Here is a 21,788-nt window from a genome sequence, read left to right on the forward strand (position 1 = left end):
CAAGGACGCCCAACCGGCCAAGAGCAGAGATCCGGTTCGTATCCGGAACATCCGTCCGGTTAGGCTCGACGCATGCATGCCTGGCCCGCTTCCGAGGTCCCCGCCCTGCCCGGCAAGGGCCGCGACCTCAGGATCCACGACACCGCGACCGGCGGTCCTGTGACCCTCGACCCCGGTCCCGTCGCCCGTATCTACGTGTGCGGCATCACGCCGTACGACGCCACGCACATGGGGCACGCGGCGACCTACAACGCGTTCGACCTCGTACAGCGCGTGTGGCTCGACACCAAGCGGCAGGTCCACTACGTCCAGAACGTGACGGACGTCGACGACCCCCTCCTCGAACGCGCGAACCGCGACGGGCAGGACTGGACGGAACTCGCCGAGCGTGAAACCTCCCTGTTCCGCGAGGACATGACCGCTCTGCGGATGCTCCCCCCGCAGCACTACATCGGCGCCGTCGAGGCGATACCCGGGATCGTGCCGCTCGTGGAGCGGCTGCGGGACGCGGGCGCCGCCTACGAACTCGACGGCGACGTCTACTTCTCCGTGGAGTCCGACCCGCACTTCGGCGGGGTCTCCCACCTCGACGCCGAGGCGATGCGGCTGCTCTCCGCGGAGCGCGGCGGCGACCCCGAGCGCCCCGGCAAGAAGAACCCCCTCGACCCGATGCTCTGGATGGCGGCCCGGGAGGGCGAGCCCCGCTGGGACGGCCGCAGCCTTGGCCCGGGCCGGCCGGGCTGGCACATCGAGTGCGTCGCCATCGCCCTGGACCACCTCGGCATGGGCTTCGACGTGCAGGGCGGCGGCTCCGACCTCGCCTTCCCGCACCACGAGATGGGGGCCTCGCACGCCCACGCCCTGACCGGCGAGCACCCCTACGCCAAGGCGTACGTGCACGCCGGGATGGTGGCGCTGCACGGCGAGAAGATGTCGAAGTCCAAGGGAAACCTGGTCTTCGTCTCCGCGCTGCGCCGCCAGGGGGTGGACCCGGCGGCCATCCGCCTGACCCTCCTCGCCCACCACTACCGCTCCGACTGGGAGTGGACGGACGCGGTGCTGGACGAGGCCGTGGAGCGCCTCGCCCGCTGGCGCGCCGCCGTGTCCCGGCCGGACGGACCGCCCGCGGACGCCCTGGTGGAGGAGGTCCGCGCGGCGCTCGCCGACGACCTGGACGCCCCGGCGGCGCTCCGGGCCGTGGACCGCTGGGCCGCGCTCCAGGAGCGCGGGGGCGGCACCGACGAGGGCGCTCCGGGAGTCGTCTCCCGGACGGTCGACGCCCTGCTCGGGGTGGCGCTCTAGCTCGTGTCCGGCACACGGCGCCCCCGCCCTCGGGGCGGGGGCGCCGAGCGGGATCCGCCGGGCACGGTCCCGACAGCACTGTGGGGCGGCACCGTCGACGGTGCCGCCCCACAGTGCTGTCGGGACCGTGCGTTCCCGGGCGCTCGTGCCCGGCGCGCGGCCTCAGTCCTCGGCCGGGGGATCCGCGTCCGTCCCGCCGTCCTCCGGTGCCTCCGGCCCCTCGGAGGGGGTGCCGGGCCGGTCGGAGCGTGCGGGGCCCGGCTCCTGCCCGCCGCCCGGACCGGTGTCCGGCCGGGGCGGCGAGGGCGGCCTCGTGCGACCGCTCGACGGGTCCCGCAGGTACGATCCGCCCGCGTCCGTGCCGTCCGTGGCGTGGCCCCCCGGGCCGCCCCCGGGTCCGCCGCCGTCACGGCGCCTCAGGTACCGCTCGAACTCGCGGGCGATCGCCTCGCCGGACGCCTCGGGCAGGTCCGCGGTGTCCCGCGCCTCCTCCAGCGTCTGCACGTACTCGGCCACCTCGCTGTCCTCGGAGGCCAGTTGGTCGACGCCCAGCTGCCAGGCGCGGGCGTCCTCGGGCAGTTCGCCGAGCGGGATGCGCAGGCCGATCAGGTCCTCCAGGCGGTTCAGCAGCGCCAGGGTCGCCTTGGGGTTCGGCGGCTGGGACACGTAGTGCGGCACCGCGGCCCACAGGCTCACCGCCGGCACGCCGGCGTGGGTGCACGCCTCCTGGAGGATCCCCACGATGCCCGTCGGGCCCTCGTAGCGGGTCTCCTCCAGGTCCATGGTGCGGGCGAGGGCCGGGTCCGAGGTGATGCCGCTCACCGGTACCGGCCGGGTGTGCGGCGTGTCGCCGAGGAGCGCGCCGAGGATCACGACCATCTCCACGCCCAGTTCGTGGGCGAAGCCCAGGATCTCGTTGCAGAACGAGCGCCAGCGCATGGACGGCTCGATGCCCCGGACCAGGACCAGGTCGCGCGGCTTGTCCCCGCCGATCCGCACCACGGACAGCCGGGTCGTCGGCCAGACGATCTTCCGCGCCCCGCCGTCCAGGTACACCGTCGGCCGGTTGACCTGGAAGTCGTAGTAGTCCTCGGCGTCGAGCGCCGCGAACACCTCTCCCTTCCACTCCCTGTCCAGGTGCGCGACCGCAGTGGAGGCGGCGTCGCCGGCGTCGTTCCAGCCCTCGAACGCGGCCACCATGACCGGGTCGATCAGCTCGGGTACCCCCTCGAGCTCGATCACCCAGGCCTCCTTCCGAAGTTCCCTCGTGTACGGCCCCAACCTTACGGCTTTCCGGGTACCCCGCCGCAGCCCCCTTGCACAGCCGGGTGAACTTCGGCCGGGGGCTGAACGCCGGCGGCCCGGACGGCGTCCTCCCCGTATGCGCTGCGGCGCGAGGTGGGCGAACGCCGCCGGGCGGCGGGGAGTTCGGCCCGGCGGGCGGATGAGCGGCGCGGGCCGGACGGGCCACGGGGACGGCCCTGCGGCCGGGCTGCGGGGGCGTCCACCCCGCGGCCCGGCCGCGCGCCGGCCGCCCCGCCCTCCGACGGGGCGGCCGGACCCTACTTCCCGGCGAGCATCCCCTCCACCCGGCCGCGGATCTCGTCCGTGGCCAGGCCCCGGATCGTGAGCGTGGTGCGGCGGCGCAGCACGTCGTCCGCCGTCTCGGCCCACTCCCGGTCGCGGGCGTAGGCCACCTGCGCCCAGATCTCGGGCGCGTCGGGGTGGATCCGTTCGGCCAGCGCCGGGTCCTCGGAGGCCAGCCGGGCTATGTCGAAGGACAGCGACCCGTAGTGCGTGGCCAGGTGGCGGGCCGTGTCGGCGGCCATCCGCGGGCCGGGCGTGCCGCCGTCGACGAGCAGGCGGTGGGCGACCGCGTCGGGGTTGGCGATCCCGGGCAGCGGGAGCTTGCGGGGCAGCCGGGAGACCGGCTCCATGTCCTCGGCGAGCGGGCGTCCGGGCAGCGCCGCCAGCTTGTTCATGACGGTCCGGCCGATGTGGCGGAAGGTCGTCCACTTGCCGCCCGCCACCGACAGCATCCCGCCGCGGCCCTCGGTCACCACGGTCTCCCGCTTGGCCTTGGAGGTGTCGCCGGGGCCGCCCGGCAGTACCCGGAGCCCGGCGAAGGAGTAGGTGATCAGGTCACGGGACAGCTGCTGGTCGCGGATGGAGAACGCGGCCTCGTCCAGGATCTGGGTCACGTCCCCGTCCGTGACCGACACGTCCGCCGGGTCGCCCTCGAACTCCTCGTCCGTGGTGCCCAGCAGCAGCATGTCCTCCCACGGCAGGGCGAAGGTGATGCGGTACTTGTCGATCGGCGTGGCGAGCGCGGCCCGCCACGGGGAGGTGCGCTTCAGGACCAGGTGCGCGCCCTTGGAGAGCCGGATGGACGGCGCGGCGCCCGCGTCCTCCATCCTGCGCAGGTGGTCCACCCAGGGACCGGTCGCGTTGAGCACCAGCCGGGCGTCCACGCCGAACTCGGTGGAGTCCGTGCGGTCCTTCAGCTCCGCGCCGGTCACCCGCCCGCGGGTGAACCGCAGACCGGTGACCTCGGCGTGGTTGAGCACCGTGGCGCCCGCCTCGACGGCCGCGCGGACCGTCATCAGCGCCATGCGGGCGTCGTTCATCTGGTCGTCGCCGTACACGGCCACGGCCTTCAGGCCGTCGGTCCGCAGCTCCGGTACGTCGGCGGCCGCCTTCGCCGGGCTGAGCAGGTGGCCGACGCCGTCGCCGAAGGCGGAGAGCGCGGAGTAGGCGAAGACGCCCGCGCCCAGCTTGGCGGCGCCGTGCGGGCCGCCCTTGTAGACGGGCAGGTAGAAGGTGAGCGGGTTCGCCAGGTGCGGCGCCACCTGGCGGGAGACCGCGCGGCGTTCGAAGTGGTTCTCCGCCACCAGCTTCACGGCACCCGTCTGGAGGTAGCGCAGGCCGCCGTGGAGGAGCTTGGAGGAGGCGGAGGAGGTGGCGCCGGCGAAGTCGCCGGCGTCCACCAGAGCCACCCGCAGCCCGGACTGCGCCGCATGCCAGGCGGTGGAGATGCCCAGGATGCCGCCGCCGATCACCAGGAGGTCGTAGGTCGCCGTGGAGAGCTGCTCCCGGGTCTCGGCGCGGCTCGCGGCCTTGAAGGAGGACACCGAGCCGGAGGCCGGGCGCGCCCCGGAAGGGGCGCTCTGCAGGGTGGTCATTGTTGCTGCTCCTCGTCAGTTTTCCTCGTCGAGCCAGCCCATGGTCCGCTCCACGGCCTTGAGCCAGTTCTTGTACTCGCGCTCACGCGTCTCGGCGTCCATGCGCGGGGTCCACTCGGCGGCACGGCGCCAGTTGGCGCGCAGCGCGTCGGTGTCGGGCCAGAAGCCGACGGCCAGGCCGGCGGCGTAGGCGGCGCCGAGGCAGGTGGTCTCGGCGACCATGGGGCGCACCACGGGAGCGTCCAGGAAGTCCGAGAGGGTCTGCATCAGCAGGTTGTTGGAGGTCATGCCGCCGTCGACCTTGAGCGCGGTGAGCTCGACGCCGGAGTCCTTGGTCATTGCGTCGGTGATCTCGCGGGTCTGCCAGGCGGTGGCCTCCAGCACGGCACGGGCGATGTGCGCCTTGGTGACGTACCGGGTCAGTCCGGCGATCACGCCCCGGGCGTCGGAGCGCCAGTAGGGGGCGAAGAGGCCGGAGAAGGCGGGGACGAAGTAGGCGCCGCCGTTGTCCTCGACGGAGAGCGCCAGGGTCTCGATCTCGGCGGCGGAGTTGATCAGGCCCATCTGGTCGCGCATCCACTGCACCAGGGACCCGGTGACGGCGATGGAGCCTTCCAGGGCGTAGACGGGCTTCTGGTCGCCGATGCGGTAGCCGACGGTGGTGAGCAGGCCGTTGTAGGAGTTCACCGGGGTGTCGCCGGTGTTCATCAGCATGAAGGTGCCGGTGCCGTAGGTGGACTTGGCCTCGCCCTCGGCGAAGCAGGTCTGCCCGAAGAGCGCGGCCTGCTGGTCGCCCAGGGCGGAGGCGACGGGCACGCCGTCGAGGGCGCCGCCCTTGGCGAGGCCGTAGACCTCGGCCGAGGAGCGGATCTCCGGAAGGATCGCGGCGGGCAGCTCCATGGACTGGAGGATCTTGTCGTCCCACTCCATGGTGTGCAGGTTCATCAGCATGGTGCGCGAGGCGTTGGTCACGTCGGTGACGTGGACGCCGCCCTCGGTGCCGCCGGTGAGGTTCCAGATGACCCAGGAGTCCATGGTGCCGAAGAGGATGTCGCCGCGCTCCGCGCGCTCGCGCAGCCCCTCGACGTTGTCCAGCAGCCAGCGGGCCTTGGGACCGGCGAAGTAGGACGCCAGCGGCAGGCCCGTCTCGCGGCGGAAGCGGTCCTGGCCGACGTTGCGGCCGAGCTCCTTGCAGAGGGCGTCGGTGCGGGTGTCCTGCCAGACGATGGCGTTGTGGACGGGCTCGCCGGTGTTCCTGTCCCACAGCAGCGTGGTCTCGCGCTGGTTGGTGATGCCGATCGCCTTCACGTCGGCGGAGGTGATGCCGGCCTTCTCGATCGCTCCCGCCACGACCTCCTGGACGTTGGTCCAGATCTCGGTGGCGTCGTGCTCGACCCAGCCCGGCTTCGGGAAGATCTGCTCGTGCTCCTTCTGGTCGACGGAGACGATGCGGCCGTCCTTGTCGAAGACGATGCAGCGGCTGGAGGTGGTGCCCTGGTCGATGGCCGCGATGAAGGGGCCGGTGGTGTGTGCGTCGGTCACGGTGTGCTCCTGCTCAGGTCTCGTGGTGTGGGGCTCGTACGGCTGCTGTGCGTCAGGCGAACGCGAGGTTGTAGATACCCGCTGCGAGCGCCGCGCCGACCAGCGGTCCGGCGATGGGGATCCACGAGTAGCTCCAGTCGGAGCCGCCCTTGTTCGGCAGCGGGAGCAGGGCGTGCACGATGCGCGGTCCGAGGTCTCGCGCCGGGTTGATGGCGTAGCCGGTGGGGCCGCCGAGCGAGAGGCCGATGCCGACGACGACCAGGGCGACCATGAGCCCGCCGACCGGGCCGAGGCCCTTGCCGCTGTCGTTGAGGCCCTGGGTGAGCACGGCGAGGACCAGCACCAGGGTGCCGATGATCTCGGTCGCGAGGTTCTGCCAGACGTTGCGGATCTCGGGACCGGTGGAGAAGACGCCGAGGACCGGACCGGCCGCGGAGGCGCTCTCGTCGTGCGGTCCCTCGATGGCCTTCTCGTCGATCGGCTCGCCGATGACCTCGGGGTCGGTGAGATGCGCGCGGAACTGGCCGTAGTAGGCGAGCCAGACCAGGACCGCACCGATCATGGCACCGAGCAGCTGTCCGGCGAAGTAGACCGGGACGTTGCCCCAGTCGTTGTCCTTGATCGCGATACCGAGGGTGACGGCCGGGTTGAGGTGGGCGCCGGAGAGCGCTCCCGTCATGTAGACGGCGGTCATGACCGCGAAGCCCCACCCGAAGGTGATGGCCAGCCAGCCCGCGTTCTGCGCCTTGGAGCGCTTGAGTACGACGGCGGCGACCACGCCGCCACCGAGCAGGATGAGTACGGCGGTACCGATGGTCTCGCCGATGAAGATGTCGGAGCTGGACACCCGCGACTCCTTTGTCCTTCGTCCAGGGGAAGGCGAACCCCGGGTCCCTCCGGTGGTCCGCGCCCTCAGGTGAGGGCGATTTCCGGCCCTTGGCGCCGTCACACTCTAACGCGTATTGCCGTTAGGTGTTCGACAATGCCGACCGATGAACGGCAGTTTTGCCCTGGGGTGAAGACAACGTCAAGGGTTGTACGGCCGAAACCCGGATCGTTATCCGATGATGCGCCCGCCGGGGTGCGGGCGCCCGCCCGAAACACGCCAGACCCGCCCCCGGCATCCCGGGGCGGGCCTGGTGGACGGTGGTCGCGCCGGCGGCGCCGCAGGTCAGAAGCGGCCGGCGCCCAGGTCGCGGGAGACCGCGCGGGCGCAGTCGCGCACCGCGGCCACCAGCTCCGAACGCAGCTCCCCGCCGTTGCAGACCCGCTCCACGGCGCCGGTGACGGCCACCGCCCCGACGGGCATCCGGCGGCGGTCGTGGATGGGGGCGGCGACCGAGGCCACGCCCTCCCAGGTCTCCTCCACGTCCGAGGCCCACCCCTTGGCGCGGGTGAGGTCCAGCACCGACTCGAAGTCGTCCAGGCCGGTGACGGTCGCCGGGGTGAAGGCCTCGCGCTCCACCTCGACGGCCTCCGTGTGGGCGACGGGGTCGTAGGCGGCCAGGACCTTGCCGAGGGCGGTGGAGTGCAGCGGCTGCATGGCCCCGACCTCCAGGACCTGGCGGCTGTCGTCGGGCCGGAAGACGTGGTGGACGATGAGGACCCCGTGCTGGTGCAGCACGCCGAGGTGCACGCTCTCGCCGCTGGACCGCGCCAGGTCGTCCGTCCAGACCAGGGCGCGCGCCCGCAGCTCGTGGACGTCGAGGTAGCTGTTGCCGAGGCGCAGCAGTTCCGCCCCCAGCTGGTAGCGGCCGGACGCCGGGTCCTGCTCGACGAAGCCCTCGGCCTGGAGGGTGCGCAGGATGCCGTGGGCGGTCCCCTTCGCGAGGTCGAGCGAGGAGGCGATGTCCGACAGCCCCAGCCGGCGCTCGCCGCCCGCGAGGAGCCGCAGCATCGCGGCCGCCCGCTCCAGGGACTGGATGTTCTTCGCCATCGGGACCGGCCCTTCTCTCCACTTCGGTGCGCCGCGTGGGGTGCGACAAGCAGCGTTCGACAATGCTGAACACTATCGGTCGATGTCGACCTTGGTCGCCGCATGGCGAGTATCCCCCGCCGCAGTGGCCGACGGAAAGCCGGAATGATTGGTTCCGTCCGTCTCGTGGGACGCATCGACGACGAACGGGACGCCGCGGCTACTCTGGCTGCGTGCGTCCTCCCGCCGAGGGCGCAAAGCCGACAGCCGTCGCATCCCAGGGAGTACATCCATGGCCTCGTTGCCGACCCCGTCCGCCGACAGCCGCAGCCGCATCGACGCGCTGCGCGAAGCGCTCGCCACCCGGGTGGTGGTGGCCGACGGGGCGATGGGCACCATGCTCCAGGCGCAGGACCCCTCCCTGGAGGACTTCCAGAACCTGGAGGGCTGCAACGAGGTCCTGAACGTCACCCGGCCGGACATCGTCCGCTCGGTCCACGAGGAGTACTTCGCCGCCGGCGTCGACTGCGTGGAGACCAACACCTTCGGCGCGAACTTCGCCGCCCTCGCCGAGTACGACATCCCCGAGCGGGTGCTGGAGCTGTCCGAGGCCGGTGCGCGCCTCGCCCGGGAGGCGGCCGACTCCGCCACCGCCTCGACGGGGCGGCAGCGCTGGGTGCTGGGATCCATGGGGCCGGGCACCAAGCTCCCCACGCTCGGCCACGCCGCCTTCACGACGCTGCGCGACGCCTACCAGCGCAACGCCGAGGGCCTGATCGCGGGCGGGGCGGACGCCCTGCTGGTGGAGACCACCCAGGACCTGCTCCAGACGAAGTCCTCGGTCATCGGAGCGCGGCGGGCGATGGAGGCCCTGGGCCTGGAGCTGCCGCTGATCTGCTCGGTGACCGTGGAGACCACCGGGACGATGCTCCTGGGCTCGGAGATCGGCGCGGCGCTGACGGCCCTGGAGCCGCTGGGGATCGACATGATCGGCCTGAACTGCGCGACGGGCCCCGCGGAGATGAGCGAGCACCTGCGGTACCTCGCGCACCACGCCCGCGTGCCGCTGTCGTGCATGCCGAACGCCGGTCTGCCGGTGCTGACGAAGCAGGGGGCGCACTACCCGCTGACCGCCGCCGAACTGGCGGACGCGCAGGAGGGCTTCGTGCGCGAGTACGGCCTGTCGCTGGTGGGCGGGTGCTGCGGCACGACGCCGGAGCACCTGCGGCAGGTGGTCGAGCGGGTCCGGGGGGTGGCTCCCGGCGGCCGCGACCCGCGTCCCGAGCCGGGCGCCGCGTCCCTGTACCAGTCGGTGCCGTTCCGCCAGGACACCGCCTACCTGGCGATCGGGGAGCGGACGAACGCCAACGGGTCGAAGAAGTTCCGCGAGGCGATGCTCCAGGGCCGGTGGGACGACTGCGTCGAGATGGCCCGCGACCAGATCCGCGAGGGCGCGCACATGCTGGACCTGTGCGTGGACTACGTCGGCCGGGACGGGGTGGCCGACATGGAGGAGCTGGCGGGCCGGTTCGCGACGGCCTCCACCCTGCCGATCGTCCTGGACTCCACCGAGGTCGACGTCATCCGGGCGGGGCTGGAGAAGCTGGGCGGCCGCGCCGTCATCAACTCCGTCAACTACGAGGACGGCGACGGCCCCGACTCCCGGTTCGCCCGGGTGACCCGGCTGGCGCAGGAGCACGGCGCGGCGCTGATCGCGCTGACGATCGACGAGGAGGGCCAGGCCCGGACGGCGGAGGCGAAGGTCGCGATCGCCGAGCGGCTCATCGCGGACCTGACGGGGAACTGGGGCATCGAGGAGTCGGACATCCTCATCGACACCCTGACGTTCACGATCTGCACCGGGCAGGAGGAGTCCCGCGGCGACGGCATCGCCACGATCGAGGCGATCCGGGAGCTGAAGCGGCGCCACCCCGCGGTGCAGACCACCCTGGGGCTGTCGAACATCTCCTTCGGGCTGAACCCGGCCGCCCGGATCCTGCTCAACTCCGTCTTCCTGGAGGAGTGCGTCAAGGCGGGTCTGGACTCCGCGATCGTGCACGCCTCGAAGATCCTGCCGATCGCCCGGTTCGAGAAGGAGCAGGTCGACACCGCCCTGGACCTGATCTACGACCGGCGCTCCGAGGGCTACGACCCGCTGCAGAAGCTCATGGCGCTGTTCGAGGGGGCCACGGCCACCTCCCTGAAGGCCGGCAAGGCCGAGGAGCTGGCCGCGCTGCCGCTGGAGGAGCGGCTGCAGCGCCGGATCATCGACGGCGAGAAGAACGGCCTGGAGGCCGACCTCGACGAGGCGCTGACCGGGCGGCCGGCGCTGGACATCGTCAACGACACCCTGCTGGAGGGGATGAAGGTCGTCGGCGAGCTCTTCGGGTCGGGGCAGATGCAGCTCCCGTTCGTGCTGCAATCGGCCGAGGTGATGAAGAGCGCGGTGGCCCACCTGGAGCCGCACATGGAGAAGACCGACGACGCGGGCAAGGGCACCATCGTGCTGGCCACGGTGCGCGGGGACGTGCACGACATCGGCAAGAACCTGGTCGACATCATCCTGTCGAACAACGGCTACACCGTGGTCAACCTGGGCATCAAGCAGCCCGTCTCGGCGATCCTGGACGCCGCGCAGGAGCACCGGGCGGACGTCATCGGCATGTCCGGCCTGCTGGTGAAGTCCACGGTGATCATGAAGGAGAACCTCCAGGAACTCAACCAGCGCGGCCTGGCCGCCGACTACCCCGTCATCCTCGGCGGAGCCGCCCTCACCCGCGCCTACGTGGAGCAGGACCTCCACGACATCTACGAGGGGGAGGTCCGCTACGCCCGCGACGCCTTCGAGGGCCTGCGCCTGATGGACGCCCTCATCGCCGTCAAGCGCGGCACCCCCGGTGCCGCACTGCCGGAGCTGAAGCAGCGCCGGGTGCGGGCCGGCGGCGCCGCGGTGGCGGAGGAGGGCGAGCCGGAGAGCCCGGGGCGGTCCGACGTCGCGACCGACAACCCGGTCCCCTCCCCGCCCTTCTGGGGCACCCGGGTGGTCAAGGGCATCCAGCTGAGGGACTACGCGTCCTGGCTGGACGAGGGCGCCCTGTTCAAGGGGCAGTGGGGGCTGAAGCAGAACCGCAAGGGCGACGGGCCCAGCTACGAGGAGCTGGCCGAGACCGAGGGGCGCCCGCGGCTGCGGGGGCTGCTGGAGAGGCTCCAGACCGACAACCTCCTCGAGGCCGCCGTGGTGCACGGCTACTTCCCCTGCGTCTCCAAGGGCGACGACCTGATCATCCTGGACGACAGCGGGGCCGAGCGCACCCGCTTCACCTTCCCCCGCCAGCGCCGCGGACGGCGGCTGTGCCTGGCCGACTTCTTCCGCCCCGAGGACAGCGGGGAGACGGACGTGGTCGGTTTGCAGGTGGTGACGGTCGGCTCCCGGATCGGCGAGGAGACCGCCCGGCTGTTCGCCGCCGACGCCTACCGCGACTACCTGGAGCTCCACGGCCTGTCCGTGCAGCTCGCCGAGGCGCTCGCGGAGTACTGGCACGCCCGGGTGCGCGCCGAACTCGGCTTCGCGGGGGAGGACCCGGACCAGGTGGAGGACATGTTCGCCCTGAAGTACCGCGGGGCGCGCTTCTCCCTCGGCTACGGCGCCTGCCCCGACCTGGAGGACCGCGCCAAGATCGCCTCCCTGCTGGGGCCCGAGCGCATCGGCGTCCACCTGTCCGAGGAGTTCCAGCTGCACCCCGAGCAGTCCACCGACGCCATCGTCATCCACCACCCCGAGGCGAAGTATTTCAACGCACGCTGATCGGACGAGTCGTACACTGGTCGGTCCAGTGCAGGCCGGTCACCTGCCACCGCGGTCACGCCGCGGGGGAGGGTGGCCGGCCTTCTCGTCCCTCCCGGAGGTGTGCCTATGACCAGCACGGTCCCCGCGTCCCTGACCCGTCCCGCGGACGGGGCGGCCCTGCAGGCCGTCCTGCTCGACATGGACGGGACCCTCGTGGACACCGAGGGCTTCTGGTGGGAGGCGGAGGTCGAGGTCTTCGCCGGCCTCGGGCACCGGCTGGACGAGGCATGGCGCGACGTGGTGGTCGGCGGGCCGATGACCCGCAGTGCCGGCTACCTGATCGAGGCGACCGGCGCGGACATCACCCTCCCGGAGCTGACCGTGCTGCTCAACGACCGCTTCGAGGAGCGCATCGGCCTCGGCGTGCCCCTGATGCCGGGTGCCGAGCGGCTGCTCGGGGAGCTCTCCCGCCACAACGTCCCCACGGCCCTGGTCTCCGCCTCGCACCGGCGGATCATCGACCGGGTCCTGGACTCGCTCGGCGCGGACCGCTTCGCGCTCTCCGTGGCCGGCGACGAGGTGCCCCGCACCAAGCCCCACCCGGACCCCTACCTCCTCGCGGCCCGCGGGCTCGGCGCGGAGCCCGCGCGGTGCGCCGTGGTCGAGGACACGGCCACCGGGGTGGCCTCGGCCGAGGCGGCCGGGTGCCGGGTCGTGGCGGTGCCCTCCCTCGCGCCCATCCAGCCCGCGGCGGGCCGCACCGTCGTGGCGTCCCTGGAGGAAGTGGACCTGCTGTTCCTGCGGACCCTCATCACCGCCCGGCGCTGAAAGCACACGGTCCGTGCAGGATGAATTCACCGGGAACTCCGGGCGGCCGCCATGGGATTTCCGCCATCTTCCAGATGGCCGATAGGTAATCACCGTACGAGCCCATGGGCGTGACATTGCTCACTCCCCGTGCATCCGTGGTACGTCCACGAGGGCGTTGTCCGGGGATCCGGGGGCCGCCGGGTGACCGTTTTGATGGGTGAGCGTATGAATCATCCTCGTCGCGGGTGTCTCCGGGTAGGCGGGCGTGATCACTCAGCGATTACGGGCCAACTCGGGCCCGTTCACGCTTTCCTGGCGCCGCCTACTAATCTCGTCGCGAGAACTCCGCCGCCATGCCGTGGCGTCCCGAAGGCCCACCAGGCCACCGGAGAACACCGGCCCGATCGCTTGTGCAACCGGCCCGATCGTGCCGCCCCGACCGGGCGGAGACGGTGGAGCGATCTGCGCATGGCGCTGCACCCAGTGCCGGACGGACGAGGAGAGAAGTCCACGATGAACCGCAAGACCCTGGTGCCGCTGGCCCTGACCGGCCTGCTCGCCCCCGTGCTCGTCGCCTGCGGCAGTACGGAGGGCGCCGGCTCCGGTGGCGGTGACACCATCGTGGTGGGGACCACCGACCGCTTCACGGCGGATGCCGACTCGCCCGCTCCCCTGGACCCGGCCTACGCCTACGACACCGGGGCCTGGAACGTGCTGCGGCAGAGCGTCCAGACCCTGATGCACACCCCGCGCGGCGGGGGCGCTCCCGTCCCGGACGCCGCGGAGTCCTGCTCCTTCACGGACACCGCCAGCGAGAGCTACCGCTGCAAGCTCCGCCCCGGCCTCAGCTTCTCCGACGGGACCCCCGTCACCGCCGAGGACGTGAAGTTCTCCCTGGAGCGCGTCCTCGACATCGACGCCGGCAACGGGACCGCGGCCCTGCTGTCCACCATCGACACCATCGAGACCAAGGGCGACGACGAGATCGTCTTCCACCTCTCCACCCCCGACGCCACCTTCCCCTACAAGCTGTCGACGCCGGTCGCCGCCATCGTCAGCCCGGAGAAGTACGACGGGCAGAGGCTGCGCGAGGGCCTGGCCGTCGACGGAAGCGGCCCCTACACGATGCGCGCCGAGACCGAGGGCGAGCGGGCCACCAGGATCGTCTTCACCCGCAACGAGCACTACAAGGGCGACGTCAAGCTCCGCAACGACCGCGTCGAGCTGCGCTCCTTCGACAGCGCCGAGGCGATGGGCCGGGCCCTGGAGGCCGGTGAGATCGACATGATGACCCGCTCCATGTCGCCCGAGATGATCAAGAACCTGTCGCTCAGCCCGAAGGAGGGCGTCGAGCTGACCGAGGTGCCCGGCCTGGAGATCCGCTACCTGGCCTTCAATACCGAGGCCCCCTCGGTGAAGGACAAGGCGGTCCGCCGGGCGATGGCCGCCGTCGTCGACCGGGGACGGCTCGTCAGCCAGGTCTACGGCTCCACCGCCGAGCCGCTGTACTCGCTGATCCCCCGCACCATCGGCGCCCACACCAACGCCTTCTACAACACCTACGGCGACCCGAACCCCGAGAAGGCCGCCGCCCTCCTCGCCGAGGCGGGAGTCGACACCCCGGTCCGCCTGGAGCTGAACTTCACCACCGACCACTACGGTGACGGCACCGCCAAGGAGTTCGAGACCCTGCGCGACCAGCTGAACGCCACCAAGCTCTTCGACGTGACCGTCAAGGGCTCCGACTGGTCCACGTTCCGCGCGGCCCAGAAGCGCGGCGACTTCGCCGTCTACGGGCTCGGCTGGTTCCCCGACTTCCCGGATCCGGACAACTACACCGCCCCCTTCCTGGACGAGGGCAACTTCCTCAACTCGCCCTACGCGAACCAGGAGATCCGCACGCTCATCCCGCAGTCCCGCCGAGAGGCGGACCGCGCCGCCGCGGCCCCGGCGTTCCAGCGCATCCAGGACATCGTCGCCGACGAGGTCCCGGTGCTGCCGCTGTGGCAGGGCAAGCAGTACGTCGCCGCCCGTGACGACCTCACGGGCGTCGAGTGGACCCTCAACGCGAGCTCCGACCTCCAGCTGTGGGAGCTGGCTCGCGGCGAGGTCTGACCCCCCGTCACGCGGCCGCGCGAACCGGGCGGCCGGCTTGAGAGACCAAGAGGCACGTTCTGTGAAGGCAACATTCAGAAAGGGCACCGCGCCCCTCGCCGTCGGCCTGTCCGCCGTCCTGCTGGCCGGCTGCGGCACCGACCGCGGCGGCGACGCGGGCGGCGGAGAGTCCCGGATCGTCGTCGGCATGTCCGACGAGGTCCTGGCCACCGACCCCGCGGACGGCTACGACCCCGGTTCGTGGCTGCTGTTCAACAACGTCTTCCAGTCGCTGCTGAGCTTCCCCAAGGGCAGCACCACCCCGCAGCCGGAGGCCGCGGAGACCTGCTCCTTCGAGGCCGGCGGCAGCACGGTCTACCAGTGCACGCTCCGCGAGGGCCTCACCTTCAGCAACGGCAACAAGCTGACCTCGAAAGACGTGAAGTTCTCCTTCGAGCGCGCGCTGGGCATCGACAGCGACAGCGGCCCCGTGCCGCTGCTCACCTCCATCGACCGCATCGAGACGCCCGACGACAGGACGGTCGTCTTCCACCTGAAGGCACCGGACGCCACCTTCCCCAGCAAGATCGCCTCGGGTGCGGGTTCCATCGTGGACCACCGCGAGTACGAGGCCGGAGAGCTGCGCACCGACCGCAAGGCCGTCGGATCCGGGCCGTACCGGCTGGACTCCTTCGACGAGGACCGCGCCGTCTTCTCGGTCAACCCCGAGTACAAGGGCAGCGCCGAGCCGCAGAACGGCGGCATCACGCTCAGCTTCTTCCACGGGGACCAGGAGCGCCTCGCCGAAGCGCTGACGAACGGCGACGTCGACGTCGCCTACCGCGGCCTCGGGGCCGGCCAGATAGCCGAGCTCCAGGGCTCCCGCTCCGCGGGCGACACCCGGATCTCGATCGTGGAGGGCACCAGCGCCGAGGTCCAGCACCTGGTGTTCAACATGGACGACCCGATCGCCGGCCAGCCGGCCGTGCGGCAGGCCGTGGCCTACCTCGTCGACCGCGACGCCCTGGTCAGGGACGTCCACCAGTCCACGGCCACCTCCCTGTACTCGATCGTCCCGGCCGGTATCGGCACCCACAACACCGCCTTCTTCGACCGCTACGGCGGCACCCCGCAGCCCGACCAGGCCCGCGAGGTGCTGCGGGACGCCGGCATCACCGAGAAGGTGCGGCTGACCCTCTGGTCCACCCCGGTCCGCTACGGCCCGGCCACCGACCAGACGCTCCGCACGCTCGCCGAGCAGCTCAACGCCAGCGGGCTCTTCGACGCCTCGGTCGAATCCGTGCCTCTGAAGCAGTACGAGAAGGACGTCCAGGCCGGGAAGTACGGCGTCTACGTCAAGGGCTGGGTCCCCGACTACCCGGACCCGGACAACTTCACCCAGCCGTTCTTCGGCCCGGACAACGTGCTCGCCAACCGCTACGAGAACAAGAAGATCACCGGGGACATCATCCCCCGGACCTCCGCCATGACGGACCGGACCGCGATCGAGGCGGACTTCGGCCGGCTGCAGGACATCGTCGCCGAGGACGTCCCGCTGCTGCCGCTGTGGCAGGGCAAGCAGTACGCGGTGGCCCGCGCGGGCGTCACCGGGCTGGAGTGGACCCTGGACGCGTCGACGATCTTCCGCTTCTGGGAGATCCGCAAGAGCTGAACGGCCTCCCGCACAGAGCCGGGGCCCGGCGGGGAAGGACACCTTCCCCGCCGGGCCCCGGCTTCGCTCCCCTGCCCGTGCCCCGGCGCCTCACTGGGCTCCGGGACGCACCAGCCCGCTCTCGTACGCGTAGACCGCCGCCTGCACCCGGTCGCGCAGGCCGAGCTTGGTCAGCACATGCCCGACGTGCGTCTTGACCGTGGTCTCGCTGACGAAGAGGTCCGCCGCGATCTCCGCGTTCGACAGGCCCCGCGCCACCAGCTTCAGGACCTCCACCTCGCGGTCGGTCAGCGTGTTCAGCGTGTCCGGCACGGCCTCCTCGCCCGAGGGCAGGTGGTCCGCGTACTTGTCGAGCAGCCGCCGGGTGATGCTGGGCGCCAGCATCGCCTCGCCCGCGGCGACCACCCGGATCGCCTGCACCAGCTCGTTGGCCGGGGCGTCCTTGAGCAGGAACCCGCTGGCGCCGGCGCGCAGCGCCTCCACCACGTACTCGTCCAGGTCGAAGGTGGTCAGGACCAGCACCTTCGCCGGGCCGTCCCGGCCGGGCCCGGTGATCTGGCGGGTCGCCTCCACCCCGTCCATCCGCGGCATGCGGATGTCCATCAGCACCACGTCGGGCTGGAGCGCCCGCACCTGGTCGAGGGCCTGCAGGCCGTCACCGGCCTCGCCGACCACCGCGAGGTCCGGCTCCGCCTCCAGGATCATGCGGAAGCCGGTGCGCAGCAGCGGCTGGTCGTCCACCAGCAGGACGCGGATCGCCACGGGAACTCCTTCTCTAGACCGGGCCCATTCTGCCCTCACCGTCCCGGGCGGATCCGGCCGGGGAGACACCCAGCGGATAGACCGGGGGAGTGCCGCCGAACTCGGGACAGAACGTCTGGTGGTCGCACCAGCCGCACAGCTTCGTCCGCCGGGGCCGCCAGTCGCCCGTGCGGGTGGCCTCCCGGATCGCCTCCCACAGCGCCAGCAGCCTGCGCTCCATCCGCTCCAGGTCGGCCATGACCGGGTCGTACGTCAGCACGTCGCCGCTGCCCAGGTAGACCAGCTGGAGCCGACGCGGCAGCACCCCCTTGAGACGCCAGACGACCAGCGCGTAGAAGGTCATCTGGAACATCGCGCCCTCGCTGTACTCCGGGCGCGGCGCCTTGCCGGTCTTGTAGTCCACGATGCGCACCTCGCCGGTCGGCGCCACGTCGACCCGGTCGATCACCCCGCGCAGCCGCAGGCCGGAGTCCAGCTCCGCCTCCAGGAACAGCTCCCGCTCGGCCGGCTCCAGCCGCGTCGGGTCCTCCAGCGAGAACCAGCGCTCCACCAGCCGCTCGGCCTCGCCCAGCCAGCGCGCGAGCCGCTCGCCCCCCGCGTCCTCGGCGAAGAGCCCGGCCAGCTCCGGCCGCGAGGCCAGCAGCCGGTCCCACTGGCCCGGAACCATCTCCCGCGCCCGCACCGCCGTCCGCTCCGCGGCCGGATCGTCGAACAGCCGCTCAAGGACCGCGTGCACCAGCGTGCCGCGGGTCGCGGCCTCGCTCGGCCGCTCCGGGAGCCGGTCGATGACCCGGAACCGGTACAGCAGCGGGCACTGCATGAAGTCGTTCGCGCGCGACGGCGAGAGCGACGTCGGCCCGGCCGGGGCCCGGCCGGGGGCCGCCGGGGCGGTGCCGCCGCCCTGCTGCGCCGGGACCGACGGCGGCCCGGCCTGCTGCTCCTGCTCCCCGCCCTCCGCGGGGAGGCCGCCGGTGGACGGCTGACTCGTACTCATGGGGTAAGACCCTACGGCCCGCCGACGACAGCGATCGGCATACCATCGATGACAGGCCCTTCGCCCGGGCATGCTCGAAGGAGCAGACCCGGCCGCAGCGGCGGCGACCGGCGGCGGGCACCACCGACCCGGCGATCAGCACCACCGACGAAGGGACCCCGTGAAACAGGACGACACCGGCGGCGAGCGCGAGCGGCCGCGGGCCCGGTCGGGCGCCGCGAGCGGCGAGGGCGGCGCGGCACCGGACGGCGGCGCCAAGCGCCGGGCCGCCCCCGGAGGCGGCATCCTCATGGGCCGCCCCTTCGGCGTGCCCGTGTACGTGGCACCCAGCTGGTTCGTCGTCGCCGCACTGATCACCTGGGTCTTCGGCGGCCAGCTCGACCGCGTGCTCCCCGACCTCGGGGGCGCCCGCTACCTCGTCTCGCTCTTCTTCGCCGTCGCCTTCTACGCCTCGGTCCTCGTCCACGAACTCGCGCACACCGTCGCCGCGCTGCGCTTCAAGCTGCCCGTCCGCCGGATCCAGCTCCAGTTCTTCGGGGGCGTCTCCGAGATCGAGAAGGAGACCGAGACACCGGGGCGCGAGTTCGTCCTCGCCTTCGTCGGGCCGCTGCTCTCCCTCGTCCTGGCCGGGGTCTTCTACCTCGCCATGGCCGCCGTGGAGCCCGGCACCGTCCCCGGGGTGCTGCTCGCGGGGCTGATGATCTCCAACCTGATCGTCGCCGCCTTCAACCTGCTCCCCGGCCTCCCGCTGGACGGGGGCCGGATGCTGCGCGCCGTGGTGTGGAAGATCACCGGGAAGCCCATGGCGGGCACCGTCGCCGCCGCCTGGGTCGGCCGGGCGCTGGCCGTCGCCGTGCTCGTCGGGCTGCCCCTGGTCACCCACACCGGGGCCCTGGGGGGCGGGCAGGAGGTCGGCGGCATGGAGACCGTCACCGACGCCCTGCTCGCCGCGATCCTCGCCGCGATCATCTGGACCGGAGCCGGGAACAGCCTGCGCATGGCGCGGCTGCGCGAGCACCTGCCCGAGCTGGCCGCCCGCGCGCTCACCCGCCGTGCCGTGCCCGTGGAGACGGGCACGCCCCTGTCCGAGGCCCTGCGCCGCGCCAACGAGGCCGGCGCGCGGGCCCTGGTGGTGGTCGACGGCCAGGGCGAGGCCACCGGCATCGTGCGCGAGTCGGGCATCGTGGGCGTTCCCGAGCACCGGCGCCCGTGGGTGGCCGCCGGGACCCTCGCCCAGGACCTCGCCGAGGGCATGCGGGTGCCCGCCGGCCTCGCGGGCGAGGCGCTCCTGGACCACCTGCGTGCGACCCCGGCCACCGAGTACCTGGTCGTCGAGGAGGACGGGGCCATCTACGGGGTGCTCTCCACCGCGGACGTCGAGCGGGCCTTCGTCCAGGCCATGGCACGACCCTCGTCCTGACCCCGGTACTCTGGTCACATGTCCGAACCGACCGGTGCCGCCCGCCGTCGCGGGCCCTTCAAGGTCGGGGACCAGGTCCAGCTCACCGACCCCAAGGGACGCCACTACACGTTCACGCTCGAAGCCGGGAAGAACTTCCACACCCACAAGGGTTCCTTCCCGCACGACGAGCTGATCGGCGCTCCCGAGGGCAGTGTCGTCCGTACCACGGGAAACGTGGCCTACCTCGCGCTGCGCCCCCTGCTCCCCGACTATGTCCTGTCCATGCCCCGCGGCGCCGCCGTGGTCTACCCCAAGGACGCGGGGCAGATCCTGGCCTTCGCCGACATCTTCCCCGGCGCGCGCGTCGTGGAGGCCGGTGTCGGCTCCGGCTCGCTGAGCGCCTTCCTGCTGCGCGCCATCGGCGACCACGGCATGCTCCACTCCTACGAGCGCCGTGCCGACTTCGCCGAGATCGCGCAGCAGAACGTGGAGCGCTACTTCGGGGGCCCGCACCCCGCGTGGCAGCTCACGGTCGGCGACCTCCAGGACAACCTCAGCGACGCCGACGTCGACCGGGTCATCCTGGACATGCTCGCCCCCTGGGAGTGCCTGGAGGCCGTCTCCAAGGCCCTGGTGCCCGGCGGCATCCTCTGCTGCTACGTGGCCACCACGACCCAGCTGGCGCGCACCGTGGAGTCCATCCGGGAGATCGGCTGCTTCGCCGAGCCGCAGCCCTGGGAGTCGATGGTCCGCAACTGGCACGTCGAGGGCCTGGCCGTGCGGCCGGACCACCGGATGATCGGGCACACCGGGTTCCTGGTGACCGCCCGCCGCCTCGCCGACGGGGTGGAGCCGCCGATGCGCCGCCGCCGCCCGGCCAAGGGCGCCTACGGCGAGGACTACGAGGGCCCGAACAAGGGCTGACGCCTCCGCAGACCGACGCACAACCCCCCGGCGCCGCCGCCGGGTTCCGCCCGAACCGGGGGAACTCGGCTGCGGCGCCGCCGTCTTGGCGCCGCCGCCGGACCGGGGACGGCGCCGCGGCCCTTCCGAACGGACACGGACCCCCCTGTTCCGCGGGCGTGTGACGTGTGGCACGATGCTGGCCACCCCCTCCGCACGACCCCTCAGGAGACCCCCGGCGTGCAGACCCCCGTCGTCCCGGACCTCGCGCACACCCACGCCCGCCCGGCGCACTGGCTCCTCACGGCGACGGCCATGGCCGCGGTCGTGGCGGCCGCGGGGCTGTTCCAGCCCCACGCCGCCACCGCGTCCCCGGAGCCCCTCGCGGCCGCCGCGGGGACCGCGCCCGGTGCCGCGGCACCGGCCGCACCCGACCCCGACGCCGTCGAGCTGCCGCTCGTCTGCGGGGACCTGGGCAGTGTCGTGACCGCGCGGGCCACCGGGGACCTGGACGGGGACGGCCGGCCGGAGACGGTCGTGGCGGCCCGCTGCGACGCGGGCTCCGGCACCCCGCCGCACGGCCTGTACGTCCTCGCCGCCACCCGGGACGGCACACCCCGGACCGTGGCCACCCTGGTGCCGCCCGCCGACAAGTTCAGCGTCGACGCGCTCGCGGTCGACGGCGGATCGGTCACCGCGACCCTGCTCGGCTACTCCTCGGCCGCCGTGCCCGGCTGCTGCCCGGACATACGCGAGGAGGCGGAATGGAGCTGGCGGGGCGGGACGTTCATACGCGCCGCCGGGCCCGCGGCGCTCGGTGTCTGAGAGCTCACGCGGAGTGACGCCTCACGCCCGGTGACGGGCCGGTGCGCCCGTCCGCCGCGGGGTCTCAGCCGGCGTCGGGGCCGTAGACCTCGACCCTGTCCGAAACCCGACGCACATGGATGCAGTCGCCCGGGCACTCCTTGGCCGAGTCCACCACGTCCGTGAGCAGCGGGAGCGGGACGGGCGTCGTGGCGCCGGGGGCCTGGAGCAGCTCGTCGTCGGCGGACTTCACATAGGCCAACCCGTCGATGTCCAGCTCGAAGACCTCGGGCGCGTACTGCGCGCAGATACCGTCCCCGGTGCACAGGTCCTGGTCGATCCAGACCTCGAGCGCCTCCTGGGCGCCGTCGGTGGGAACCTCGTGCTGCACGGTCATCTCTCCTGCCGTTTCCTTCGTCGGTGCGGCGAAACGAAGCAAGTCGCGCCAGCTCTGACGGGTGTTGAACGCTTCGACCATACAACCGACGGCTTTCCGGTGGTGCGGGGTGGGTATCTCCTGGGTATTCCCCCTGACACGGGGAGAGCGCAAGGGTGAAGATCGGACACACCCCTTCCGTCTTTGTGATCTAGGGGTTTCAATCACCACCCACACAGGTAG

The 21,788-nt window shown here is 72.2% G+C and carries 16 protein-coding genes; 8 read left to right on the forward strand and 8 right to left on the reverse strand.

The features are described from left to right. Positions 1 to 72: 72 nt before the first annotated feature. Complete coding sequence (gene mshC / locus NPS70_RS13355; protein ID WP_256524419.1) at positions 73 to 1,302, forward strand: cysteine--1-D-myo-inosityl 2-amino-2-deoxy-alpha-D-glucopyranoside ligase; 1,230 nt, start codon at positions 73 to 75, stop codon at positions 1,300 to 1,302. Between the two features lie 162 nt (positions 1,303 to 1,464). Here the strand turns inward: mshC and NPS70_RS13360 are convergent, their stop codons facing one another. The 5 genes from NPS70_RS13360 to NPS70_RS13380 all read right to left on the reverse strand — a co-directional run bounded on the left by NPS70_RS13360 (position 1,465) and on the right by NPS70_RS13380 (position 7,962). Next, complete coding sequence (locus tag NPS70_RS13360) at positions 1,465 to 2,544, reverse strand: PAC2 family protein (RefSeq protein ID WP_256524420.1); 1,080 nt, start codon at positions 2,542 to 2,544, stop codon at positions 1,465 to 1,467. Positions 2,545 to 2,864: 320 nt separating this feature from the next. Then, complete coding sequence (locus NPS70_RS13365) at positions 2,865 to 4,484, reverse strand: glycerol-3-phosphate dehydrogenase/oxidase (protein ID WP_256524421.1); 1,620 nt, start codon at positions 4,482 to 4,484, stop codon at positions 2,865 to 2,867. A gap of 15 nt (positions 4,485 to 4,499) precedes the next feature. After that, on the reverse strand, positions 4,500 to 6,026 hold the full coding sequence (gene glpK / locus NPS70_RS13370) for a glycerol kinase GlpK (protein WP_256524422.1): 1,527 nt from the start codon (positions 6,024 to 6,026) through the stop codon (positions 4,500 to 4,502). 52 nt (positions 6,027 to 6,078) lie between these two features. Beyond that, positions 6,079 to 6,873: an MIP/aquaporin family protein gene (locus NPS70_RS13375; RefSeq protein WP_256524423.1), complete on the reverse strand. Its 795-nt coding sequence runs from the start codon at positions 6,871 to 6,873 to the stop codon at positions 6,079 to 6,081. Between the two features lie 324 nt (positions 6,874 to 7,197). Continuing rightward, positions 7,198 to 7,962, reverse strand: a complete 765-nt coding sequence (locus NPS70_RS13380; protein WP_256524424.1) for an IclR family transcriptional regulator — start codon at positions 7,960 to 7,962, stop codon at positions 7,198 to 7,200. A 271-nt stretch (positions 7,963 to 8,233) separates the two neighbouring features. Between NPS70_RS13380 and metH the strand changes: the two genes are divergently transcribed. The 4 genes from metH (at position 8,234) to NPS70_RS13400 (ending at position 16,304) form a co-directional block, all read left to right on the forward strand. Beyond that, positions 8,234 to 11,746, forward strand: a complete 3,513-nt coding sequence (gene metH / locus NPS70_RS13385) for a methionine synthase (RefSeq protein WP_256524425.1) — start codon at positions 8,234 to 8,236, stop codon at positions 11,744 to 11,746. Between the two features lie 108 nt (positions 11,747 to 11,854). Beyond that, positions 11,855 to 12,556 carry an HAD family phosphatase gene (locus NPS70_RS13390; protein ID WP_256524426.1) on the forward strand — a complete coding sequence of 234 codons (702 nt, stop codon included), beginning with the start codon at positions 11,855 to 11,857 and terminating at the stop codon, positions 12,554 to 12,556. A 495-nt stretch (positions 12,557 to 13,051) separates the two neighbouring features. Next, positions 13,052 to 14,653 (forward strand): ABC transporter substrate-binding protein, encoded by a 1,602-nt coding sequence (locus NPS70_RS13395; RefSeq protein WP_256524427.1) that lies wholly within the window; start codon positions 13,052 to 13,054, stop codon positions 14,651 to 14,653. Positions 14,654 to 14,714: 61 nt separating this feature from the next. After that, a complete protein-coding gene (locus NPS70_RS13400; protein ID WP_256524428.1) occupies positions 14,715 to 16,304 on the forward strand; it encodes an ABC transporter substrate-binding protein in 1,590 nt (529 codons plus the stop codon). Positions 16,305 to 16,394: 90 nt separating this feature from the next. On the opposite strand, the gene NPS70_RS13405 is transcribed toward NPS70_RS13400, so the two are convergent. Together NPS70_RS13405 and NPS70_RS13410 are read right to left on the reverse strand one after the other, a co-directional pair. Continuing rightward, positions 16,395 to 17,066 carry a response regulator transcription factor gene (locus tag NPS70_RS13405; protein WP_256524429.1) on the reverse strand — a complete coding sequence of 224 codons (672 nt, stop codon included), beginning with the start codon at positions 17,064 to 17,066 and terminating at the stop codon, positions 16,395 to 16,397. 13 nt (positions 17,067 to 17,079) lie between these two features. Continuing rightward, positions 17,080 to 18,060 carry a RecB family exonuclease gene (locus tag NPS70_RS13410; RefSeq protein ID WP_374211995.1) on the reverse strand — a complete coding sequence of 327 codons (981 nt, stop codon included), beginning with the start codon at positions 18,058 to 18,060 and terminating at the stop codon, positions 17,080 to 17,082. A gap of 160 nt (positions 18,061 to 18,220) precedes the next feature. On the opposite strand from NPS70_RS13410, the gene NPS70_RS13415 reads away from it, so the two are divergent. The 3 genes from NPS70_RS13415 to NPS70_RS13425 all read left to right on the forward strand — a co-directional run bounded on the left by NPS70_RS13415 (position 18,221) and on the right by NPS70_RS13425 (position 21,190). Further along, complete coding sequence (locus tag NPS70_RS13415; RefSeq protein WP_256524430.1) at positions 18,221 to 19,480, forward strand: site-2 protease family protein; 1,260 nt, start codon at positions 18,221 to 18,223, stop codon at positions 19,478 to 19,480. Positions 19,481 to 19,498: 18 nt separating this feature from the next. Next, positions 19,499 to 20,386 (forward strand): tRNA (adenine-N1)-methyltransferase, encoded by an 888-nt coding sequence (locus NPS70_RS13420; RefSeq protein WP_256524431.1) that lies wholly within the window; start codon positions 19,499 to 19,501, stop codon positions 20,384 to 20,386. A gap of 219 nt (positions 20,387 to 20,605) precedes the next feature. Further along, positions 20,606 to 21,190 carry a hypothetical protein gene (locus NPS70_RS13425; protein WP_256524432.1) on the forward strand — a complete coding sequence of 195 codons (585 nt, stop codon included), beginning with the start codon at positions 20,606 to 20,608 and terminating at the stop codon, positions 21,188 to 21,190. Between the two features lie 64 nt (positions 21,191 to 21,254). Here NPS70_RS13425 and NPS70_RS13430 read toward each other — a convergent pair whose 3' ends face one another. After that, on the reverse strand, positions 21,255 to 21,566 hold the full coding sequence (locus NPS70_RS13430; protein WP_256524433.1) for a ferredoxin: 312 nt from the start codon (positions 21,564 to 21,566) through the stop codon (positions 21,255 to 21,257). Positions 21,567 to 21,788 lie beyond the last annotated feature (222 nt).

The organism is Streptomyces sp. C10-9-1, from assembly GCF_024497955.1.
In the GTDB taxonomy this organism is placed as follows: Bacteria; Actinomycetota; Actinomycetes; order Streptomycetales; family Streptomycetaceae; genus Streptomyces; species Streptomyces sanyensis.

What these genes read in the sequence shown, in the direction of transcription:
- NPS70_RS13420 (WP_256524431.1), top strand. Translation starts at nt 19,499, where the DNA reads ATGTCCGAACCGACCGGTGCCGCCCGCCGTCGCGGGCCCTTCAAGGTC.
- NPS70_RS13430 (WP_256524433.1), bottom strand. Translation starts at nt 21,566, where the DNA reads ATGACCGTGCAGCACGAGGTTCCCACCGACGGCGCCCAGGAGGCGCTC.
- NPS70_RS13390 (WP_256524426.1), top strand. Translation starts at nt 11,855, where the DNA reads ATGACCAGCACGGTCCCCGCGTCCCTGACCCGTCCCGCGGACGGGGCG.
- NPS70_RS13410 (WP_374211995.1), bottom strand. Translation starts at nt 18,060, where the DNA reads ATGAGTACGAGTCAGCCGTCCACCGGCGGCCTCCCCGCGGAGGGCGGG.
- NPS70_RS13395 (WP_256524427.1), top strand. Translation starts at nt 13,052, where the DNA reads ATGAACCGCAAGACCCTGGTGCCGCTGGCCCTGACCGGCCTGCTCGCC.
- mshC (WP_256524419.1), top strand. Translation starts at nt 73, where the DNA reads ATGCATGCCTGGCCCGCTTCCGAGGTCCCCGCCCTGCCCGGCAAGGGC.
- NPS70_RS13365 (WP_256524421.1), bottom strand. Translation starts at nt 4,484, where the DNA reads ATGACCACCCTGCAGAGCGCCCCTTCCGGGGCGCGCCCGGCCTCCGGC.
- metH (WP_256524425.1), top strand. Translation starts at nt 8,234, where the DNA reads ATGGCCTCGTTGCCGACCCCGTCCGCCGACAGCCGCAGCCGCATCGAC.
- NPS70_RS13380 (WP_256524424.1), bottom strand. Translation starts at nt 7,962, where the DNA reads ATGGCGAAGAACATCCAGTCCCTGGAGCGGGCGGCCGCGATGCTGCGG.